Below are 20,620 nucleotides of genomic sequence, written 5' to 3'. Positions count from 1 at the left end.
TTACCTCTTCACTATATTTACTATAAATGTAGCTATCTTTTCCACTTCTAAGCTCATTTTTTCTATTTTTTTATTGAATATATTATAAGCTATTATTGATGGTATAGCTATTATTAAGCCTCCTGCAGTTGTCAATAAAGCTTGAGATATTCCTCCGGCTATTGCATTAGGGTCTCCTGTTCCAGAAACTGCAATTTTTCCAAAAGCCTGAATCATACCTGTAACTGTCCCAAGAAGTCCAATCATAGGGGCTGTATATGCAATAATTCCTAAAATATATGTATTTCTTTCTAAAATATCCATCTCCTCTAATTCAATCTCTCTTAAAAGCTCATCACTATTTTTATAATCTCCAATTAAGCAATAACGAATTAAAAACTTTGTTAAAGTCTTTCCAATTACCCCTTTTTCTTTCTTTGAAAACTCTATAGCTTCATTATATTTTCCATCTATTAAAAGTTCTTTTATCTCTTTTTTAAACATAGAGTCTACCGATGTTTTATTTTTTATAAAACACAAAGACCTTTCTAAAATTACTCCTAAAGAAACCACTGATAAAATAAGTAATACATATAGTATTGGTCCTCCAGCTTTTATATAATATAACATCTCACCCTCCAAATTTTTCATAGTATTTATAATTAAAGTATATATTATTCAATAAAAAAGAGCAAGGTATTAACCTTGCTCTCTAATAATTAATTTGTAGTTTTATTTGTCTTTAACATCTCATATTTCATTTTCATTTGCTCTGTTTTCATCTCAGCTTGGATGTTAGCTCTATCTTTATTTATTTTTTCAATATTTGTAAAATTTGGATTCTCTTTAGCCATCTCTTTCATCATAGCTACTTTATTTTCTTGAAGTTTGATTCTTCCCTCTTGAAGTTTTGGGTTTGTTCTCATCTTTTCTCTCATTAAAGCTTTCTCTTCATTTGTTTGACATTGACCCATCATCATTTTTCCACCATTATTATGTCCCATTCCATCAGCTGACATTCTGTGCCCATTGTTTCCTTTTGCCATTGCTACTGTTCCTAATCCTAAAGCCATCATAGATACTAATAAAAATTTTTTCATTTTTTATACCTCCTAAGTTTTCTATTTGTCTTTTACACAAATATATTAACAAAGTTTTATGGCTAAAATATGGCAAAAAAAGTTTTTTTGACTTTTTTTTTTATTTTTTTAATTCTTCATAGATTTTTTCAATTTCATCAAAAACTCTATGAGATGCTCTAAGTATCTCGCTAGAATCGATAACATATATATTTTTATTTTTATAGGCATCTGTTTCTTCAATTAATTGCACGCTATTTTTTATTCCATCAATATTCTTTACTCCCCTAGTTCCTATAATATATTTTGGATTTTCTCTTAAAATATATTCTGAAGAGATAATTGGTTTTTTTCCTACTTTTGGGACTATGACATTTAACCCCAAAGTTTCTAAAATTTCTACAGGAAGAGAGTTTTTTTCAAAAGATGTAGGTGGAGAATCTGAATACAAAATTATAGCTTTTCCTTGTAGCTTAAAATTTTCTTTTATATATTTTAATTTATTATTTAAGATATCTACAAGCTCTTGACTTTCTTTCTCCTTGTTTACTAATTTTCCTAAAATTAACGTATTTTTTAAAACATCATTTAAATTTTTATTTGAAAAAGTTATTGAGGGTATATTAAATTTTTCTAGTCCCGTTTTTTCATTTCCCATAACATTAAAAATGACTAAATCTGGATTAAATGATAAAATCTTTTCCAATGAAGGTTTCGATATACTTCCAGCTAAAGGTAATTTTTCAGTTTTTTCCTGTGGCCATATTTTTTTACTATGGTTTGCAATAGCCACAATATTATTATCTGCTCCTAGTTTATATAAAATCTCTACTGCTCCAAAATTATAAATAACTATTCTTTTATATTCTTTTAATAAAATTTTTTCACCCTTTTCTCCAACCACATAATTATCAACTATATCTAATGAAAATGTTTTTAAAGACAATATCAAAAATAATAAAATTAAGTTCTTCATTTTTTACCTCGCTTTGGTAATACATATATATCATTTTCTAAATTTAAAATTTCTGGTGTAAAATTATATACTTTTTCTAACCACTCTTTTTTTATTACATCTTTTGGTTCCCCTGATATTGGTATTTTACCATCCTTTATAAAAAGAATTTTATCACAAAACAACGAAGCCAAGTTTATATCATGTATTACAATTACTCCAATTAAACTTTTAGTTTTAATCTCTTCTTTTAAAAGTTCTAAAAATTCTAAGGAGTAATTTACATCTAAAGCTGATGTTGGTTCATCTAATAAAATAACCTCACTATTTTGTATAAATGCTCTTCCCAGTAAAATTCTTTGAAACTCTCCTCCGCTTAAACTTTTTATATCTCTATTCAAATATTCTTGTAAATTTAATTTTTTTATAACTTTATCTATTATTTCCTCATCTTCTAAATCTAAACCTTTAAAACTATTTTTTATATGAGGTACTCTTCCAAGTTTTAATATCTCTAGTACTGTAAAATTTAAATTTTGATTGGATTTTTGTGCTATAAAAGATATTTTTTTTGCAAACTCTTTTCTTGAGAATTTTTCAACTTCTAAATTATCTAAATAAATTTCTCCCCCTTCTTTTTCTAAAAATCCCATTATAACTTTTAATAACGTACTTTTTCCACAACCATTAGCACCTAAGATACCTACAAGTTCACCTGGAAAAAAATTATAACTTATATTGTTTAAAATTTGGTAATCTCCATATGAGTATCTTAAATTTTTTAATTTTAAACTTTTCATTACACACCTCTTCGATTTTTAAAAGCTAAGTATATAAAAAATGGAGCTCCAAATATAGCTGTTACAATACCTATAGGTATTTCCATAGTTGTTAATACGCCTCTTGAAATAGTATCACATAGTAAAAGAAATAATCCTCCATATAACATTGATAATGGAATCAATCTTATATTACTACTTCCAAATATAATCCTAACTAAATGTGGTATTATTAGACCTACAAAGCCTATCATTCCTGTAAAAGCTACTGAAAATCCTACCATAAATGTAGAAATCATCAACACCTTATATTTAAATTTTTTTATGTCTATACCTAAACTATGAGCTTCTTCATCTGAAAGTAAAATTATATCTAAATTATATCTATTAATATAAAAATATATCAACGAAAATAGAAGGGGAACTAAAAGAATTATTATTTTTTTCCAATCTGCGCCTCCTAAATATCCCATAGTCCATAGAACAACTCTAAAGCTATCCTCTCCAACAAGATACATAACTAAAGAAATTACCGCTCTTAAAAGAGCTGAGATGGCTATTCCTATTATTAAAAGAGTAGACAAATCTAAACTTCCTCTTTTACTATTAGAAAGTTTAAAAATTAATAATGATGTAATAAACGAGAATATTGATCCAAAAATACCAAAATACATCTCTGAAAGTCCTAATAAAAATGCTATAACAGCTCCAAAAGTTCCACTAGCTGATATCCCTATTATATACGGATCCGCCATGGGGTTTCTAAAAAGTGTTTGAGTTATTGCTCCACTGCTTCCCAATAACATTCCAATTATTATTGCCATAACTGCTCTTGGTATTCTCAAATTCCAAATTATTTTATATTCTAATGAATCTATATTTCCATTTCTAAAAAGTAAATTTAAACCTTTAATAAAGCTTATCTCATAGTTTCCTATGAAAAGTGAAAAACAAAAAAGAAAAATTAAAATTCCAACCGAAATTATAGCTATACTTTTATTTTTTGAAATCATTACACTTCTCCCTCTTAACCTTTTATCAAAAAATAAAATCCCCCAAAACTATTCGGGGGATTTTTTATTTTATTAAAATTTTAAATACGTCAATGGATTCTCTATTTTTCCATTTTTTCTTATTTCAAAATGTAAGTGAGGACCACTTACTCTTCCTGTTGCTCCACTTAAAGCTATATGTTGATTTTGAGATATCTTTTGACCTTTCTTAACATCTATTTGACTAAGATGAGCATATCTTGTTTCATAACCATCTGAATGTTTTATTATAATAAGTTTCCCATATCCACTAGCTCTTCCAGCAAAAGTTACAGTACCCTCTCTTGCAGAAACAACTCTTGTACCAGTTTTAGCTCTTAAATCTACACCTGCATGATTTAAAACTTTCTTTAATACAGGGTGTTTTCTTGAACCAAAACTACTTGTTAAACTCATTGCTACTAAAGGATTAGAAAAAGTACCTAAATTAGTTTTCTTAACATATTCTTGTTTAAAACTACTTAAGTATCTGGAAACTTTAGGTTCTCTTAAAAAGATTTTAGCTCCAACTAAAAGTCTATCAATCTCATTATCCTCTTTTATTGTTTTAACATCCACTTCAAATCTCTTTGACAACCCTTCAAAAGTATCTCCTTTTTTTATTGAGTAGAATATTCCAGGCTCTGTTGGAATATTTATTTTCTTCCCTATTTGAAGAACTCTTAAGTTTTTATCAATATTATTTGCATAGATATAGTCAGTTTTTATTTTATATTCTTTAGATAAATCTGAAATAGTATCTCCTTTTTTAATTACATACTCCATATTTTCTAATACAATTTTTTCTTCTAGGTCAATACTACTATCAAGATCTGCTAACTCTTGTCCCTCTTGATCATCCCACTCTTTAGCAATTTTATTCTCTAATTCTAAATCCTCTAAAGTCGATTCTTCTTCTGAAGTTTGTATTATTTTTTCCTCTACTAATTTAGTTGAACTTTCCTTATTAGATACAACTTTTTCCTCTTTATTGTTCTCTTTGACCTCAACTTTTTCTATTGCTAAGATTTCAGTTTCAACAACTTGTTCACTCTTTACTACTTCTTTATTTTCAATTATTTCTTTATTTTTAGCCTCGTTATTTTTTAATGTAAACTCTCTATAAAAAATTGATGTTACTAAAAAGACTAAAATACCTATGACTAATTTTTTCCCTTTTTTCATAACCCACCATTCTTTTCTTTATTTTTAGTATTTTTATAAATTTTTATAAATTTTACCATATTTTTATCTTTTTAGTCTAGCTTTTATTTTTTTTGTATTTTTTCTGAATATAATTAGCTTTTTTCACAAAAAATTTATAAAAAAATGACTATTGGCTTGTTATTTAAAGGGTGTTTAATCACTTCTACCTCTATTTGGAATATCTCCTTTATCTTTTCAGATACAACTACCTCTTCTGGTGTTCCTTCGTATTTTATTTCACCATTTTTTATGGCAAAAATATAATCACAGTAACGACTTGCTATATTTATATCATGAATTACTGCGACAACCGTTTTATCAAGACTTTTTACTAAATCCATAATTTGATATTGATATCTTACATCTAAATGATTTGTTGGTTCATCTAATAGTAATACTTGACTCTCTTGTGCTATAGATCTAGCTATTAAAACTCTCTGCATCTCCCCACCAGAAAGTGTTAAAAAACTAGAATCTTTTAAATGTTTCATTCCAACCTTATCTAAAGCTTCATCAATATCTTTTTCATAATCTTTTTTTGAAAATAAAGAACTTTTATTATATTTTCCCATTTCAACTATCTCTTTAACTGTAAAATCAAAAATAATTTTTTGATTTTGACTTAAAACAGATATTTTTTTTGATAACTCTTTCACAGAATAATCATTTAGTTCCACTCCATCTACATAGATACTATTTTTTTTAGGAATATAATTTCTATATATATTTTTTAAAAGTGTACTTTTCCCACAACCATTTTCGCCAATTATTCCAATGAATTTCTTTTCTTCTATATTTAATTTAATATTTTTTAAAATATCTCTTTTTTCTATTTTAAAATCTAAATCGTCTATTTTTATCACGATTATCCTCCAAAATTATAACTATTTTTTCTTAACATACTCATAAAAAATGGAGCTCCTAGCATAGATGTTACAACTCCTATTGGAATTTCTTGTGTTTTAAACGTCATTCTTGTTAAAGTATCTGTTCCTAGTAAAAATAAAGCACCTAAAAGTATTGCACAAGGAATTAATCTTTTGTGATTACTTCCGACAAGTCCTCTACATATATGAGGAATTACTAATCCTACAAATCCAATTACTCCTGTTGCTGAAACTATAAATCCTGTTAAAAAAGTAGATATAATTACAATAAAAAACCTTAATCTCTTTACATCTACTCCCAATGTCTCAGCTAATTCATCTCCGGCAATCAAAATATTTAATTCTCTATACTTAAATATAACTAAAATCATTGATACTAATAAAACTAAAAACAGTGTCATTAACCCTTCCCATCTAGCTCCTGCTAAACTTCCAGAAATCCAAAACATTGCTCCTCTAAGCTGTGATTCATTTTTAGCAGTTGTAACTAAAAATGTTGTAATTCCTGAAAATAAAGAGGAGACAGCTACACCTATTAAAACAAGTTTTGTACTTGAATACCCTCCATTTCCAGCTAAATAAAAAACTAAAAAAGCTGTAAAGGTTCCAAAAACAAAAGCGCCAACACCAGGTGAAAATGATACTCCTAAAAGACTTCCTAATACAATAGAGATTACTGCACCTGTACTAGCTCCTGAAGATATCCCTAAAATATATGGACTAGCTAAAGAGTTTTTAGTTAATGCTTGCATTAAAATTCCAACTAAAGATAAACCAGCTCCTCCTAATAAAGCCAAAATAACTCTTGGAACTCTTAAATTCCAAACAATCATCTCTGTTGATTTTTTCCATTCAGTAGAAAATATTTCTTTATTAGATAATTTATTTATTAGTATTTTCCAAACATGAACTGGAGATAAAGAAACACTTCCAATTGTTACCGCTATTGTTCCTAAAACTATAATTAAAATAAGAGATATTATAACTATATTTTTATCTTTTATTTTCACTTTTTATCCTCTCTTAACCCATTTGAAATTATTTCAATACCTTTACTAGCTTTTATTCCAGCTGAGATATAACTTAAGGGAATTCTTATAAATCTATTATTTTTTACTGCTTCTAATTGTGATATTGGAGAACTCTTTTTTAAATACTTTATTTTATTCTCATAACTTATATTTCCATAATCTACAACTATTATAGCCTCTGGATTTTCATCTAAAACTTTTTCCCAAGTTCCAACTCCAAAAGAAAAGTTTGTATCTTTAAAAATATTTTCTCCACCAGCTATTTCTATTAATGTATTTCCAATTCCATTTCCTCCAACTACAAAAGGAGCTGACTCTTGGCTATCATATGCAAAAACTTTTATTTTCTTTTTATTTTTATTATTTTCTTTTACTTTTTCAATATCTTTTTTCATATTTTCAACAACATTTTCAGCATTGTCTTTTAAATTAAAAATATTACCAAACATTATTATATCATCATATATATCCTCAATTTTAGATGTATCCTGAGATTTTGTAAAAACTACTTCTACTCCATTTTCTTTTAACTCTTCCACTGTTCCTAAATTTTTAGGAGTTGCTATAGACTTCCATCCTGTCAAAAAATTAGGATTCAAAGCATAAAATTGCTCTTTAGTTGGAGCTCCTTTTGATAAAATTGGTATTTTATTATATTTCTCCTTTAATTCTGGAAGTATTTCATCATCTAAATAAGCTGTTCCTAAAATTTGATTTTCTGCTCCTATAGCTAATAAAATTTCTGTTGTAAACTGTGATGTTGAAACTGCTCTTACATTCTCTTTAGAAAAACTTAAAGTAGTTATCAATAAAAATAGTAATAATATTTTCTTCATAATTTCTCCTTTTAATAAAAAGCGGAAGAGTTTAACTCTTCCAATTAGTGAGAAGCTTTTCTTCCTTTAGCATACTCAGCTTTTTTCACTAGTATATCTTCTGGTTGAGAATTTTCTAATTTTTTAGCTTTTTCTATAAAAATATTTTGAATAGATTCAATTTCACCTAAACCTCTTAAATTTACTTCTACTTCGAAGCCATTCTCTTCTAATGCTTCTTTCCAGTCTTCAGCTATATCATTTTTAGCATGATCTCCTGCAACAAACATTAGTGGCATTAATGTAACTTTTCTTTTATTATCTCTTTTTAACTCTCTCACAACATTATCTAATCCCGGATATCCTTCTACTGTACCAATATATATAGATTTTTCTAAATCCCTAGTAACATAAGCTAACATAGGATAAGCTGATAGTGCTGGATGTTCTGTTCCATGCCCTATCATTACAACACCTTCATCATCTTTTAAAATACCAGTTTCCTTTTCTATTACTTCAATTAGGTTAAAATAGTCATCTACTTCTGTTAATAATGGTGTTCCAACTCTTATATCTTCAAATTTATCAGAAAACATATCCGCTTCTCTTTTTAAAGCTTCCATTTCAGTTCCATTTATTATATATGTTGGTTGAATAATTACATGCTGATATCCTTGCTCAACTAATCTTTCTAGGACTTGAGTAGTATTTAAATTTTCGATACCTCTTTTTGAAAGTATTCTGTTTATAATTCTTGATGTGTAAACTTGAAAAAAATCTAATTTATCAAACTCATTTTTTAATTTTTTATTTATTATATCTATTGTTTTTTCTCTTGTGTCCTCATGCGTCGTTCCAAAATGTGCTGCTACAATTGCGCCCTTTTCCATAGTTTTGTAAAAGTTCATCTCTAATCTCCCTATATCATTTTTATTTATTTTATTTTAAATTAAAAATTCTCACCAATAAAAAAAACCTCCCTTTTGAAAATACTAAAAGAGAAGTGTAAAAAATTTTACCTTCTCTGTCCTCGCAGAATTCTAAATAATGGCAGGTCTCCTGACTTAGATTCATCCTACTCACAGCCCTTCCCAAGGTTTCTTACCTCAGTGGTATTACTGTTTTCATCCTCTATACAGTGGCGGGACCGTTTGAGACTCACACTCAATTCCCTTTTAATCTAGTTGAACCATTACGTTTTATCTAATTAATATTAGCACTTTATCGTACAAATTTCAATCAAATTATCTAAAATTTATAACATTATCATCTATTATTTATATTATTTATATCTAGAAGTATTGACTTTTATATATAAAAAAAGTTACTATTAATTTAGAAATAAATGTATTTTAAGGAGAACTTTTTATGAAAAAAACATCTTTTGGAACTCTTATTTACTATTTGAAAAAGGAAAATAAGCTTCTTCTTCTATTTTTAGGTGTGAGATTAGCTATGACTGCTATTGATGTATACTCACCACTTTTAATTAAAAATTTAATAGATGATGCTCTTCCATCTAAAAATATTGATTTATTATTAAAATTTTCTGTTGTACTAATTATTCTTTATATTTTACGTCTATTTTTTGCTGTTAATTCTCAAGCAAACGGAAAATTAATGGGTAGTAAAATAAAACAAAGTATGAGAAATGATCTATTAAAAAAACTTTTAAATCAACCTAGTGAATTTTTTAAAAAAAATCAAAGTGGTGATTTAATTTCTAGAGTTATTAATGACTTAGATAGCGTTTCTACTCTTTGTCACAGAGGATTAGAAGATTTTATATTTTCAGTTATAACTATTATTGCCTCTATATTTATAATGATAGATTTTGATTTAAAACTTTCACTAATTACTTTGTTTCCTTTACCTCTAACATTAATCTTTGTTTATAAGGAAAATAAAAAAATGAAGGCTGGTCATAGAAGTGTTCGAAAAAATTCAGGTTTATTATCTGCTAATCTCCATGATATTTTAAGAACTATCTCTTTTTTAAAAGATAACTATTTAGAAGATTATGCTCAAAAAAGATTTCTTGAAAAAAATGATACTCTTTTAGAAAGTGAAAAGAAAAATATGATTCCATCTAGCTTAATTGTTTCAGGTGTAACTTTTTACTCCAATATAACTCAACTTATAATTATTCTTGCTGGAGGTTACTTGTATATAAAAGATGGAGTTACTATGGGAATTATCTTATCTTTTTTACTTTTGGTTGATCGTTTTAGACTCAGAATTATGAGAATGGTTGGACTTGTTGATATCTATCAAAAAGGGATATCCGGAGTTAATAGATTTACTGAAATTGTAAATCTTAACAACAGAATAGATGGAGATACACCACTAACAGAACCTATTATCTCAATTGAATTTAAAAATATTGGATTCTCTTATGATGAAAAATCTATTTTACAAAATTTTAATTTAAAAATTGGAAAAGGTGAGAAGATAGCTTTAGTTGGTGAAAGTGGAATTGGAAAAAGTACTACTGCTTCTCTTTTAAAAAGAGCTTTACTTCCTACAAATGGAGAGATTTTAATTAATAATATTCCATTAAATAAAATAACTTTTAAAACTTATTTAGAACGACTTGGAATTGTAGACCAAAGTGACTATATTATAAATGGAAGCTTAATTGATAATATCACTCTTGTAAAAGAAAATTATACTGAAGATGAATTAAACTTTGCAATTGAAAAATCATATGTTTATGAAATTTTTGACAAATTTCCTCAAGAGGAAAATACTATAATTGGGGAAGGGGGAGTACATGTAAGCTCTGGACAAAGACAAAAGATTGCTATGGCTAGATTATTCTTAAAAAATCCTGATTTAATTCTTTTAGATGAAGCAACTAATGCCTTAGATATTATCAATGAAAAATCTATTTTAAAAAATATAAAAGAGGAGTATAGTGATAGAATTGTTATCGCAATAACTCATAGACTTAGTATTCTTGAAGATTTTGATAAAATCTATGTCTTAGGAGATGATAATATTGTTGAATCAGGTTCATTCAAAGAACTTTTAAAATTAGAAGGTAAATTCTATAGGTTATATCATGGAATTAGATAAAGTAAAAGCCACCTTAAAGGTGGCTTTTTTTATTATTACTCAATCTCAGAAGAGTTTGCTTCATTTCCTGCTTCTGCATTTTGATAAACTTCATGATTTAAGTTTCCTAAACTCTTATCAACCATTAATGCATTTGTAACTGATCCAATTACATTTAACATCGTTCTTGGCATATCGATGATAGGATCGATTGCTAAGATTGGATTAATTAGAGGGAACATAGCTGCTAATCCAGTTCCTGATAAAGCAACTGAAGCTGCCATTGTTGCTGTTCCTGGAATTCCTGCAATTCCTAACGAACTAATTGCCACAACGATTATAGACATTACTATTAATGTTGCATCAATTGGATGTCCACTCATATTTGTAACAAACACAATTGTTAATGCTGGGAATATTCCTGCACATCCTTGCATTCCTGCTGTTGTACCAAAACTCGCAACAAAACTTGCTGTTGATTCACTAACACCTAATTTATTAGTTAATGTTGAAATTGTTACTGGTAAACATCCAACACTTGATCTAGATGTAAATGCTAAAATCATTAAAGAGATACTTTTCTTTACATATGTAAATGGATTTAATCCAAAGAACGATACTGCTATCATCTGTATTACAAACATAACTGCTGTTGCTAAGTATAAAACTGCGATGAATTTTCCTACTTCTGCTATTGCTCCAATACCTTTTTGTGCAATTGTGTTTGCTAATAATGGAACTACTGCTAAAGGCATCCATCTAATAATACTCATTGCCATCGATACTATAATCTTTTGAGAAGCATTTATTAAATCAAAGAATGGCTTTACAGTATCCATATATTTCTTTGACATTCTCTTTGCTGCTACTCCAACAACTGCTGAGAATATAACTAATCCAACGATATTTAACTTAACCATTGCTTCAACTGGATTTGAAGGAATAAGGGCTTTTAATGTATCAACAATATTACTAACCTCTCTAATTTTTCCTCCACCTGTTGTTGCCATTGCTTGAGCCGCATCAGTTGAAACTTTTCCTACTTCAAATAGATTTCCTAAAAGTAATCCTACACCTACAGAAATTGCAACCATTACTAAAGTAATAATTAAACTTTTCTTTACTAAGTCTCCTAAATTCGCATCCTCTTTCATGTTAATAATAACATGGATAATTGATACCATAACTAATGGAATAACTAACATTCTAATTAAAGAGATAAATCCTCCACCAAGTAAACTATACCATAGCGTTGTCTCTTTTACGAATGTTAAGTTCATTGGATTCTCTGGGAATCCAGCTACAAATTGAATTGCTAATCCTAAAATTAAACCAACAACTGTTGCAACCATAACTTTTGCTGAAAAGTTAAATTTTTTCTTTGGTAACATATTTATTAGAAATAAAATTACTAATAATGCTACTAAGAAACCAACAGTTTTCAAATCACTAATCATTAAAAATTGTTCAAAAAATACATTGTTCATTGTTTTTTTTCTCCCGTTTCTATATTTTAATTTTTATTGAAGCCTATTTTATTTTGCTACATTACCTGCTACGTTCATTACATCCCAAGTTCTAGCAAATGGTGGAGCATAACAGAAATCCATCATTCCAATCTCATCTACTGTTAACTCAGCATAAATTGCTGTTGCTAATGAATCTACTCTTAAAACTGCACCTTTTTTACCTGCAATTTGTCCTCCTAAAAGAACTCTTGTATCTGCATCATAAATTAACTTTACAAATATATCCTCTCTACCTGGATAGTAGTTTGTTTGATTTTTATCTTTTATAAATACAGTTTTATAGTTTATTCCCATTTTTATTGCTTCAGCTTCTGTTATTCCAGTTCTTCCAGCTTCTACATCCATAACTTTTACTGCTGCTGATCCTAAAGTTCCTTGGAACTCAGTTTCTACTCCAGCTAAGTTTTCCCCAACTATTCTACCAATTTTATTAGCAGTTGTTGCAAGAGGAATATATACATTTTCTTTTCTTACTAAGTGAGGAACTGTTGCACAATCTCCTGCTGAATAGATTGAATCAATACTTGTTCTTCCATGATTATCTATTATTAAAGCTCCATTTCCTAACATTTCAATTCCTGTTTCTTTTAAGAAAGCTGTATTTGGTCTTACTCCTGTTGATACAACAACTATATCAGCTGGGTATTCACCTTTGTTAGTTTTCACTTTTACAACTTTTCCATTTTCTTCTACAATCTCTTGTACAATCTCTTCTAAATGTAGTTCTACGCCTTCGTGAGTTCTTATTTCCTCTTCCATAACATCAGTTATCTCTTTATCAAAACTTTCTAGAAGAACTCTATCACCTAATTGAATTATTCTAACACTTCTTTTTCCTAAATGCTTAGCTGCCTCTGCTACTTCAAGTCCGATATATCCAGCTCCAACTATAACAATATCTTGATTCTCATCTTTTAGCATCTCTTCTTTTAAGATAATTCCATCTGTATAATCTTTTAAAGTATATACACCCTTAGTTGATAAATTTTTGATTGGTGGCATTATTGCATGAGCCCCAGTAGCTACCATTAATTTATCGTAATTATCTATAAAAGTTTCACCTGTTACTAAATTTTTAACAGTTACCTCTTTTTTATCTACGTCAATTGCTATAACTTCATGCTTTATTTTTATGTTCATTCCAGCTTCTATAAATTTCTCTACTGGTCTTGCTATCATATTATTTGGACTTTCAAAAAAGTTTCCAACATAGTATGGAAGCCCACAAGCTCCCCATGAAACAACCTCAGTTTTTTCATAAATTACTAACTCTGCTTCTTTGTTAAGTCTACTTGCTTTTGCTGCTGCTGACATTCCAGCAGCAACTCCACCGATAATTATTATTTTCATTTTTCCTCCTAAAACCATATATTAAAACTAGTTATTTAACATTATTTCTAAAACAACTTCATCTGTTTGTCTTAATCCTTCATGAGCTAGAACTTTTACATTGGCTAAAGTTGCTTCAACATCTTTACCAACTATTCCTTCTCCATATTCAAAATTCTTTTTCTTTTTAGATAAGTAGTATGAATCAAATGCCATTCCAATTGAACTTGCTATTTTTGTTGCACAAGAACTCTTCGCTCCATCACATAACATTCCTGATAATGTTGCTAAAGTTGTTTCAATTGCTGCATCTATTCTGTCTAAAGGCATTCCATCTAAAAATGCTAAAGCACCAGCTACTCCTCCACCAGCACAAACAACTCCACAGTATGCTGATAATCTTCCAACATTTGATTTTATATGTATTGTTGTTAAGTGTGAGAAGAATAATCCTCTTATTAGCTGCTCATGTGTCAATCCTTTTTCTTCACAGTACTTTATAACTGGTAAAGATGCTGACATACCTTGATTTCCACTTCCACTTGTTGTCATTACTGGCATAGAACATCCGTTCATTCTTGCATCACTTCCAGCACTTGCAAAACTTACAATCTTATTTTTTAAATCTTTACCGTAAACTCCCTCTTGCATACCTTCGTATAAACTTTTACCCATACTTATTCCATAATCATTTTTTAAACCTTCATTTGCTATAGCTGAATTATAAGCTATAACTTTTTCAAATATTGGAGCTATTAAAGTTAAATCTATAGTTTTAGCTAAGTCATGAATTAATTCAACAGTTAAAAAACTTTTGTCTGTCATCATATCTCCAGTAACAACTTCATCACAAGATACTCCCTTTATTATTTCACCATTTTTTTCTATCTTAACAATATTTGTATGATAATCTTTAATTTCTATTGTAACTGTATCTTGCCCTAAAACTCCTGTAGCTCTCATATGAAGCTTTACATCTCCCTCTATTTTAGTAGCTACAACTTTTTTATTATCTAAATACTCCTTAACTTCATTTAATCTTGATTTATCAACATTTGATATAACCATTAACTCTTTTTTAGAATCTCCTAAAATTGTTCCAAGAGCTACAGCTGCTTCTATTCCTACCATTCCTTCTGAGTTTGGTATTTTTACACTTTTAACATTTTTTATTAAATTTCCTGATAAAGCAATATCAATCTTCTCTGGAACTCCACCTAATATTGATGTTAATTTACTTCCTATATATGCTAAAGCTATTGGTTCTGTACATCCTTCTGCTGGAACTATCTCTTCATTTAAAATACTTAAAATTTTATCTATCATAACTCTCAATTCCTCCTTTAAATACCTAATTATTTTATAATATACAAGTATATAATAAGCAATTTTCATTCCAATAGATATTTTTCTTGAATTTTTGTAACTTTTTATTTTTTTTTGTATTATTTTCTATAAAATTTAAATATAATTTAACATTTTTTATATAAATTTAATTTTTATTTTTTTCATTTTGAAAATTTTTTCATTTTGAAAATAATTTTTTTCATTTTGAAAAAATCAAATATTATATTTCTGTATTTTTCTATATAAAGTTGTTAATCCTATTCCCATTTTATCTGCTATTTTTTTCTTTCCTTCTGTATCTCTTCCAAAAATTTTGAGTGCTTTTTCAATATAATTTTTTTCTACTACTTGAAAATCTTCCATATAAGAGATATCTTTTAATTCTTTTTTATTTACCACTATTTCACTATTTATTCTTCTATTTTCTAATAATTTTTCAGGAACTGTAGATAAACTTAAAATATCACTATTATCTGAAAGATTAAACATAAACTCTACTACATTTTCTAATTCTCTTATATTTCCTGGCCAAGAGTAATTTAAAAATAACTTTTCTACTTCTATATCAATAAAACTTATATATTTTTCAGTTATTCTATTATATTTTTTTATAAGATTTTTTGTTATTGGTAAAATATCCTCTCTTCTATTTCTTAAAGGTGCTATTTCAAAAGGAATAACCTTTAAACGATAATAAAGATCCTCTCTAAATTCTTTTTCAAGAATCTTCTTCTCTAAATCTACATTTGTTGCTGCAATAATTCTAATATCTAATTCTATATCTCTATTTGAACCTACTCTTGTTACTTTTCTCTCTTGAAGTACTCTTAATATTTTAGCTTGTAAATATAAAGGCATATCTCCAATTTCATCTAAAAATATGACTCCTCCATTTGCTAACTCAAATTTTCCCATACGTCCGTTTTTATCAGCACCTGTAAATGCTCCTCTTACATAACCAAATAGTTCACTTTCTAAAAGAGATTCCGGAATTGCAGCACAGTTTATAACAACAAAAGGAGCATTTCTTCTCGAACTATGATAGTGCAAAGCTCTCGCTACTAACTCTTTTCCCGTTCCACTTTCTCCTGTTATCAACACTGTTGATTTTGAAGGTGCAACATGTTTTATTCTTTCTCTCAATAGGTTAGTGAACTCTGAATCACCTATTATATTTTCTAGTGAAACACTATTTGAGGTTTCAACAAGTCCTCTAATTCCATCGTTTACCTTATTCATATCATCAAAAATAAAAATTTTTTCATTTTTTCCAAAAGCTTCAAAAGGTAATATTTTTCCAAGAACTGTTAACTCTTTTTCTTGAACTTTTAATTTATATATCTCCTCTTCCATAAGAAAATCATTTTGTGAATTTAACTGTATTTTTTTCCCAATAATTCTACTATCTGATTCTATCTTTTTCAAAGCAAAATTATTAATACTCGTTATTATTCCTTCACTATTAAATCTCAAAACACCCTTTTGAATTGTATTTAATATCGTTGTAAGAACATTTTCTCTTTCTGTTTTTTCTAAACTTTCATTATATTCAATAAATCTTATACTTATTAATTCTGCCATTTGTTCAACAAAATCTAAATAATTTTTTAAATTTTCTAAAATTCTTTTCTTTTGGTCTTCATCAAAAGAAACTAAACTTATTAAGCCAATTAATTTTCCTTCATACATTATTGGAGTTGATATTTCTAGCACTTCTAAACAACAATCTTTTTCTGAACAACCACTACAAATCTCATCCTCTCTAGGATTTAAAATAACTGTTGTTTCTTTGGTTTCTAATGTTTTTTTATTAGCTCTTCCTCTTATTTTTTCACCTATTTTTTGAGGTCCACTTCCTGTTATTCTTATAAGATTTTTATCACAAATTCCAACATCCATTGCAAAGAGTTTTGATATTGTTTTTGCATATTTTTTTAACTCATCTTTTATTACTAATAAATCAGTTTTCATTATACTCCCTTTAATTTATACCATTTTTATATATGTATATTATCAAAAATAATCGTAACAGTCAATTTTAAAAAAATAATTCTTGACTTTTTTACTAAAAAAAATTAATATTAATTATAGCATATGCCAATAACTAAAAAAAGAGGTGTTTTTATGAAAATTGCAGTTGTTTCTGAAAATAACAAAATTAGTCAACATTTTGGAAGAGCAGAAGGTTTTTTTGTTTATGATGGTACAAATAAAGAATACCATAAAAGTAATGGACACGGAGCTATTCCTAGTCAATTAAAAGAACTAGGTGTTGAATTTGTAGCTTGTGGTGGAATTGGTGAAGGAGCTTTAAATAACTTAAAATCTCTTGATATTAAAGTTTTTTCTGGCCTGGAAGGATTTTGTGACGATATAGCTGATGGATTCTTTAAACATATATTAGTTAACGGAGAAGCAGTATGTAATAGTCATGAGCATCACCATGAACATCATCATGGACATGGACATTCTTGTAACTGTAAGTGTGGAAAATAAGTATGGCTAGACCTACTAAAGTTAGAAGTGTAGAATTTATTCCAAATGAAACAAAATTTATTCCTGAAGGAAGTAAAAATTGTAATATTCATTTTAACAATATAAAAATTGAGGAATTAGAAGCAATTCGACTTAAAGATTTAGAAAATTTATCTCAAGAAGAGTGTGCTGAAAAAATGGGAGTTTCTAGACAAACTTTTCAAAATATACTTAATTCAGCAAGAGTTAAAATAACCGAAGCTCTTATTATGGGATATGGTATTCAATTAAAAGGCGGAGATTTTAAAACTCCTCATTGTCAATTTATATGTAACTCTTGTGGTCAAACTTTTATTCCAACACTAAAAAAAGATTTAGATTTTTGTCCTAATTGTAATTCAGAAGATATTTTCTGTACGAAAAAGAAAGTCAAATGTAAAAAAGTTTGTAAACTGGATATAAAATAAAAAAGTGAGTTCAAACTCACTTTTTTATTTATTTTATTAAAAAGCTGGAACTACTCCACCTTTATAAGTATTTTCTATAAATACTTTTACTTTTTCACTTTGTAAAGCCTTTACTAATTTTTGAATATTCTCTTTATTCTCATCTCCCTCTCTCACAGCTATTAAATTAGCATAAGGCGATTCTTTTCCTTCTATTATTAAAGCTTGTGTCAGAGGATTTAATCCCGCTTCTATTGCATAATTACCATTTACCACTGCTAAATCAACATCTTCTAATGCTCTTGGTATTTGAGCAGCATCTAAAGACTTAAATTTTAAATTATTTTTATTTTCTACAATATCAAACTCTGTAGCTAATAAATCTTGAGGATTTTTTAATTTTATAATACCATTATTATGCAAAAGAATTAGTGCTCTTCCACCGTTTGTAGGATCATTTGGTATCGCTACTACTCCACCTTTTTTTATATTCTCTATTTTATTAATTTTTTTAGAATAAACTCCTAATGGCTCCACATGAATATTACCAGCTGATACTAATTTTAAGTTTTTCTCTTTAGCAAAAGTTTCTAAATATGGCTTATGTTGGAAAAAATTAGCGTCCAATTCTTTTGAATCCAATAATAAATTTGGTGTTACATAATCTGTTAATTCTATTATTTCTAACTCTACATTTTCATTTTTCAAATCATCTTTTACCAATTGTAAAAGCTGTGCATGAGGAACTGGAGAAGCTCCTACTTTTAATTTTGCCCCAAAACTTATAACTGAACCCAATAAACCTAATACTAAAACTAATTTTTTCATAACTACCTCCCATTTTTTTTCAATCTATTTGATATTAAATTTCCAACTAATTGAACTCCTTGAACTAAAACTATAATAATTAAAACCGAATAAATCATTATATCTAACTTAAATCTATTGTAACCAAATCTTATAGCTAAATCTCCAAGTCCACCACCACCAATAGCTCCAGCCATTGCAGATAAACCTATTAAATTAATGATTAATAGTGTAACTCCTTGGACTAGTGATGGCAATGATTCTGGAATCATTACTTTAGTTATTATTGTAAAATTATTAGCTCCTAGGCTTTCACTTGCTTCTATAACTCCCTTATCTACTTCTAAAACACAATTTTCAACTATTCTTGCTACAAAGGGAGCGGCTGATATAGAAAGAGGTACTATTGCTGCTGTACTTCCTATTGTTGTCCCTATTATAAATCTAGATAGTGGCAATAATAAAATCATTAAAATTATATAAGGAAAAGATCTTGTTATATTTATAATTCCATTCAAAACTCTATTTATTCCTTTATTTTCAAATATATGTCCATCTGATGTAATTGCTGCTAAAATTCCACAGGGAAATCCTATTCCTAATGAAACCACAGCAGATAATAAAACCATATATATTGTTTCTATCGTCGCTTGTACTAACATATTAAATACCATCGTAAATAACCTCCACTCCTACATCTAAACTTGGAAACCAAGCTATCGCCTCGTTTTGTTTGTCTATATCTCCTATTAATTCAACCATTAAATGTCCTACCTGCATAGTTGACAAAAGATCAATTGCACCACCTAAGACATTTATATCTATATTAAATTTTTTTACAGCTTTAGATAAAATCGGATCTCCTGCTACTGAGCCTAAAAACATTAATTTTATAACTTTATTTCCAGATTTTTTTATGTAATCAATCTCCTCTTTTTCTTGAGGTGGAACGTATGATATTAACTCCTTTGTAATCTCTGTTTTTGGACTTAAAAATATTTCATATGTTTTCCCAGTTTCTACAACTTCACCATTTGACATAACAGCTACCCTATCACAAATCTCTCTAATAACTTCCATTTGGTGAGTTATTAAAACAACTGTTAATCCCATTTTTTTCTGAATATCTTTAATTAATTTTAATATAGATTTTGTAGTTTTTGGGTCTAAAGCAGATGTTGCTTCATCTGATAAAAGAATGTCTGGATTATTAGCTAGAGCTCTAGCTATTGCAACTCTTTGTTTTTGCCCTCCTGAAAGTTGAGTTGGATAAAACTCCTCTTTATCTTCAAGCTCCACTAACTTTAAAAGTTCTTTAACTCTTACATCAATTTCCACTTTTGACCACCCATCAATTTCTAGGGGAAATGCTATATTTTCTTTAACTGTCCTAGATTTTAATAAATTAAAATGTTGAAATATCATTCCAATTTTTTTTCTTTTATTTAAAAGTTCATTTTTTGAAAGCTTTGATAAATCTACTCCTTCAATCTCTATTTTTCCTGTTGTCAATGGTTCTAACCCATTAAATAATCTTATTAAAGATGATTTTCCAGCTCCACTTAATCCAATAATTCCAAATATTTCACTCTTTTCAATCTTTAAAGAAACATCTTTTACAGCATGAAACTCATTATTATAAATTTTATTCACTTTTTCTAAAGTAATCATTTTATCCTCCCGTATAAAAAAAACTCCCATCTTAATTTCTAATTAAGATGAGAGTAAGTAAACAAGACTTCTACTTCTCCCATCTATCTGGAGTTAGCACCACACCATAATGGTAGGTTGCTGAAACGTCATCGGGCCAGTCCCTCGGTCTCTCTTGATGGTTTGCTGTATAATATCTTATTTGAAAAAAAATGTCA

20 protein-coding genes and 2 riboswitches are annotated in these 20,620 nt (G+C 28.1%); of the genes, 3 read left to right on the top strand and 17 right to left on the bottom strand.

The genetic code is table 11. The features are described from left to right. The 10 genes from Q0V08_RS00230 to Q0V08_RS00185 form a co-directional block, all read right to left on the bottom strand. The gene (locus Q0V08_RS00230; RefSeq protein WP_297431023.1) at positions 1-609 is read right to left on the bottom strand and encodes a MotA/TolQ/ExbB proton channel family protein; all 609 of its coding nucleotides are present in this window, start codon (positions 607-609) and stop codon (positions 1-3) included. Between the two features lie 89 nt (positions 610-698). Next, entirely contained in the window at positions 699-1,079 is a 381-nt protein-coding gene (locus tag Q0V08_RS00225; protein ID WP_297431021.1) for a hypothetical protein, read from the bottom strand. A gap of 100 nt (positions 1,080-1,179) precedes the next feature. Continuing rightward, positions 1,180-2,034: an ABC transporter substrate-binding protein gene (locus Q0V08_RS00220; protein ID WP_297431019.1), complete on the bottom strand. Its 855-nt coding sequence runs from the start codon at positions 2,032-2,034 to the stop codon at positions 1,180-1,182. Then, positions 2,031-2,813: an ABC transporter ATP-binding protein gene (locus tag Q0V08_RS00215; RefSeq protein ID WP_297431017.1), complete on the bottom strand. Its 783-nt coding sequence runs from the start codon at positions 2,811-2,813 to the stop codon at positions 2,031-2,033. The genes Q0V08_RS00220 and Q0V08_RS00215 overlap by 4 nt, the downstream gene beginning before the upstream one ends. Continuing rightward, a complete protein-coding gene (locus tag Q0V08_RS00210) occupies positions 2,813-3,805 on the bottom strand; it encodes an iron ABC transporter permease (protein WP_297431016.1) in 993 nt (330 codons plus the stop codon). Before Q0V08_RS00210 ends, Q0V08_RS00215 begins: the two co-directional genes overlap by 1 nt. Positions 3,806-3,877: 72 nt before the next feature. Continuing rightward, a complete protein-coding gene (locus Q0V08_RS00205; protein WP_297431014.1) occupies positions 3,878-5,008 on the bottom strand; it encodes a peptidoglycan DD-metalloendopeptidase family protein in 1,131 nt (376 codons plus the stop codon). Between the two features lie 134 nt (positions 5,009-5,142). Continuing rightward, the gene (locus tag Q0V08_RS00200; protein ID WP_297431012.1) at positions 5,143-5,892 is read right to left on the bottom strand and encodes an ABC transporter ATP-binding protein; all 750 of its coding nucleotides are present in this window, start codon (positions 5,890-5,892) and stop codon (positions 5,143-5,145) included. 2 nt (positions 5,893-5,894) lie between these two features. After that, the gene (locus Q0V08_RS00195) at positions 5,895-6,926 is read right to left on the bottom strand and encodes an iron ABC transporter permease (RefSeq protein ID WP_297431010.1); all 1,032 of its coding nucleotides are present in this window, start codon (positions 6,924-6,926) and stop codon (positions 5,895-5,897) included. Continuing rightward, complete coding sequence (locus Q0V08_RS00190) at positions 6,923-7,783, bottom strand: ABC transporter substrate-binding protein (protein WP_297431008.1); 861 nt, start codon at positions 7,781-7,783, stop codon at positions 6,923-6,925. Before Q0V08_RS00190 ends, Q0V08_RS00195 begins: the two co-directional genes overlap by 4 nt. Before the next feature lie 44 nt (positions 7,784-7,827). Then, positions 7,828-8,670 carry a sirohydrochlorin cobaltochelatase gene (locus Q0V08_RS00185; protein WP_297431005.1) on the bottom strand — a complete coding sequence of 281 codons (843 nt, stop codon included), beginning with the start codon at positions 8,668-8,670 and terminating at the stop codon, positions 7,828-7,830. Positions 8,671-8,793: 123 nt separating this feature from the next. Then, positions 8,794-8,971: riboswitch (cobalamin riboswitch) on the bottom strand. A gap of 159 nt (positions 8,972-9,130) precedes the next feature. Between Q0V08_RS00185 and Q0V08_RS00180 the strand changes: the two genes are divergently transcribed. Next, the gene (locus Q0V08_RS00180) at positions 9,131-10,840 is read left to right on the top strand and encodes an ABC transporter ATP-binding protein (RefSeq protein WP_297431003.1); all 1,710 of its coding nucleotides are present in this window, start codon (positions 9,131-9,133) and stop codon (positions 10,838-10,840) included. 35 nt (positions 10,841-10,875) lie between these two features. On the opposite strand, the gene Q0V08_RS00175 is transcribed toward Q0V08_RS00180, so the two are convergent. The 4 genes from Q0V08_RS00175 to Q0V08_RS00160 all read right to left on the bottom strand — a co-directional run bounded on the left by Q0V08_RS00175 (position 10,876) and on the right by Q0V08_RS00160 (position 16,995). After that, positions 10,876-12,306, bottom strand: a complete 1,431-nt coding sequence (locus tag Q0V08_RS00175) for a cation:dicarboxylase symporter family transporter (RefSeq protein ID WP_297431001.1) — start codon at positions 12,304-12,306, stop codon at positions 10,876-10,878. Between the two features lie 48 nt (positions 12,307-12,354). Continuing rightward, positions 12,355-13,698 (bottom strand): CoA-disulfide reductase, encoded by a 1,344-nt coding sequence (locus Q0V08_RS00170; protein WP_297430999.1) that lies wholly within the window; start codon positions 13,696-13,698, stop codon positions 12,355-12,357. Between the two features lie 27 nt (positions 13,699-13,725). Beyond that, positions 13,726-15,012: an L-serine ammonia-lyase, iron-sulfur-dependent, subunit alpha gene (locus Q0V08_RS00165; protein ID WP_297430998.1), complete on the bottom strand. Its 1,287-nt coding sequence runs from the start codon at positions 15,010-15,012 to the stop codon at positions 13,726-13,728. 225 nt (positions 15,013-15,237) lie between these two features. Next, positions 15,238-16,995, bottom strand: a complete 1,758-nt coding sequence (locus tag Q0V08_RS00160) for a sigma 54-interacting transcriptional regulator (protein WP_297430996.1) — start codon at positions 16,993-16,995, stop codon at positions 15,238-15,240. A gap of 153 nt (positions 16,996-17,148) precedes the next feature. On the opposite strand from Q0V08_RS00160, the gene Q0V08_RS00155 reads away from it, so the two are divergent. After that, the gene (locus tag Q0V08_RS00155; protein ID WP_297430994.1) at positions 17,149-17,520 is read left to right on the top strand and encodes a NifB/NifX family molybdenum-iron cluster-binding protein; all 372 of its coding nucleotides are present in this window, start codon (positions 17,149-17,151) and stop codon (positions 17,518-17,520) included. 2 nt (positions 17,521-17,522) lie between these two features. Further along, positions 17,523-17,966, top strand: coding sequence for a DUF134 domain-containing protein (locus tag Q0V08_RS00150; protein ID WP_240219122.1), 444 nt, complete (start codon positions 17,523-17,525; stop codon positions 17,964-17,966). A 36-nt stretch (positions 17,967-18,002) separates the two neighbouring features. Here Q0V08_RS00150 and Q0V08_RS00145 read toward each other — a convergent pair whose 3' ends face one another. From Q0V08_RS00145 to Q0V08_RS00135, 3 genes are read right to left on the bottom strand one after another with little or no spacing between them, the layout of a single operon-like run. Further along, positions 18,003-18,773 carry a MetQ/NlpA family ABC transporter substrate-binding protein gene (locus tag Q0V08_RS00145; RefSeq protein ID WP_297430990.1) on the bottom strand — a complete coding sequence of 257 codons (771 nt, stop codon included), beginning with the start codon at positions 18,771-18,773 and terminating at the stop codon, positions 18,003-18,005. Positions 18,774-18,775: 2 nt separating this feature from the next. Then, positions 18,776-19,426 carry a methionine ABC transporter permease gene (locus Q0V08_RS00140; RefSeq protein WP_297430988.1) on the bottom strand — a complete coding sequence of 217 codons (651 nt, stop codon included), beginning with the start codon at positions 19,424-19,426 and terminating at the stop codon, positions 18,776-18,778. Then, positions 19,416-20,423: an ATP-binding cassette domain-containing protein gene (locus Q0V08_RS00135; protein ID WP_297430985.1), complete on the bottom strand. Its 1,008-nt coding sequence runs from the start codon at positions 20,421-20,423 to the stop codon at positions 19,416-19,418. The genes Q0V08_RS00140 and Q0V08_RS00135 overlap by 11 nt, the downstream gene beginning before the upstream one ends. A 76-nt stretch (positions 20,424-20,499) precedes the next feature. Then, positions 20,500-20,587: riboswitch (SAM riboswitch) on the bottom strand. Positions 20,588-20,620: the final 33 nt, after the last annotated feature.

This window comes from uncultured Cetobacterium sp. (assembly GCF_947038635.1).
GTDB lineage: Bacteria > Fusobacteriota > Fusobacteriia > Fusobacteriales > Fusobacteriaceae > Cetobacterium_A.
The sequence above is the reverse complement of the archived record's forward strand: the minus strand, read 5'-3'. Positions and strand labels throughout refer to the sequence as shown.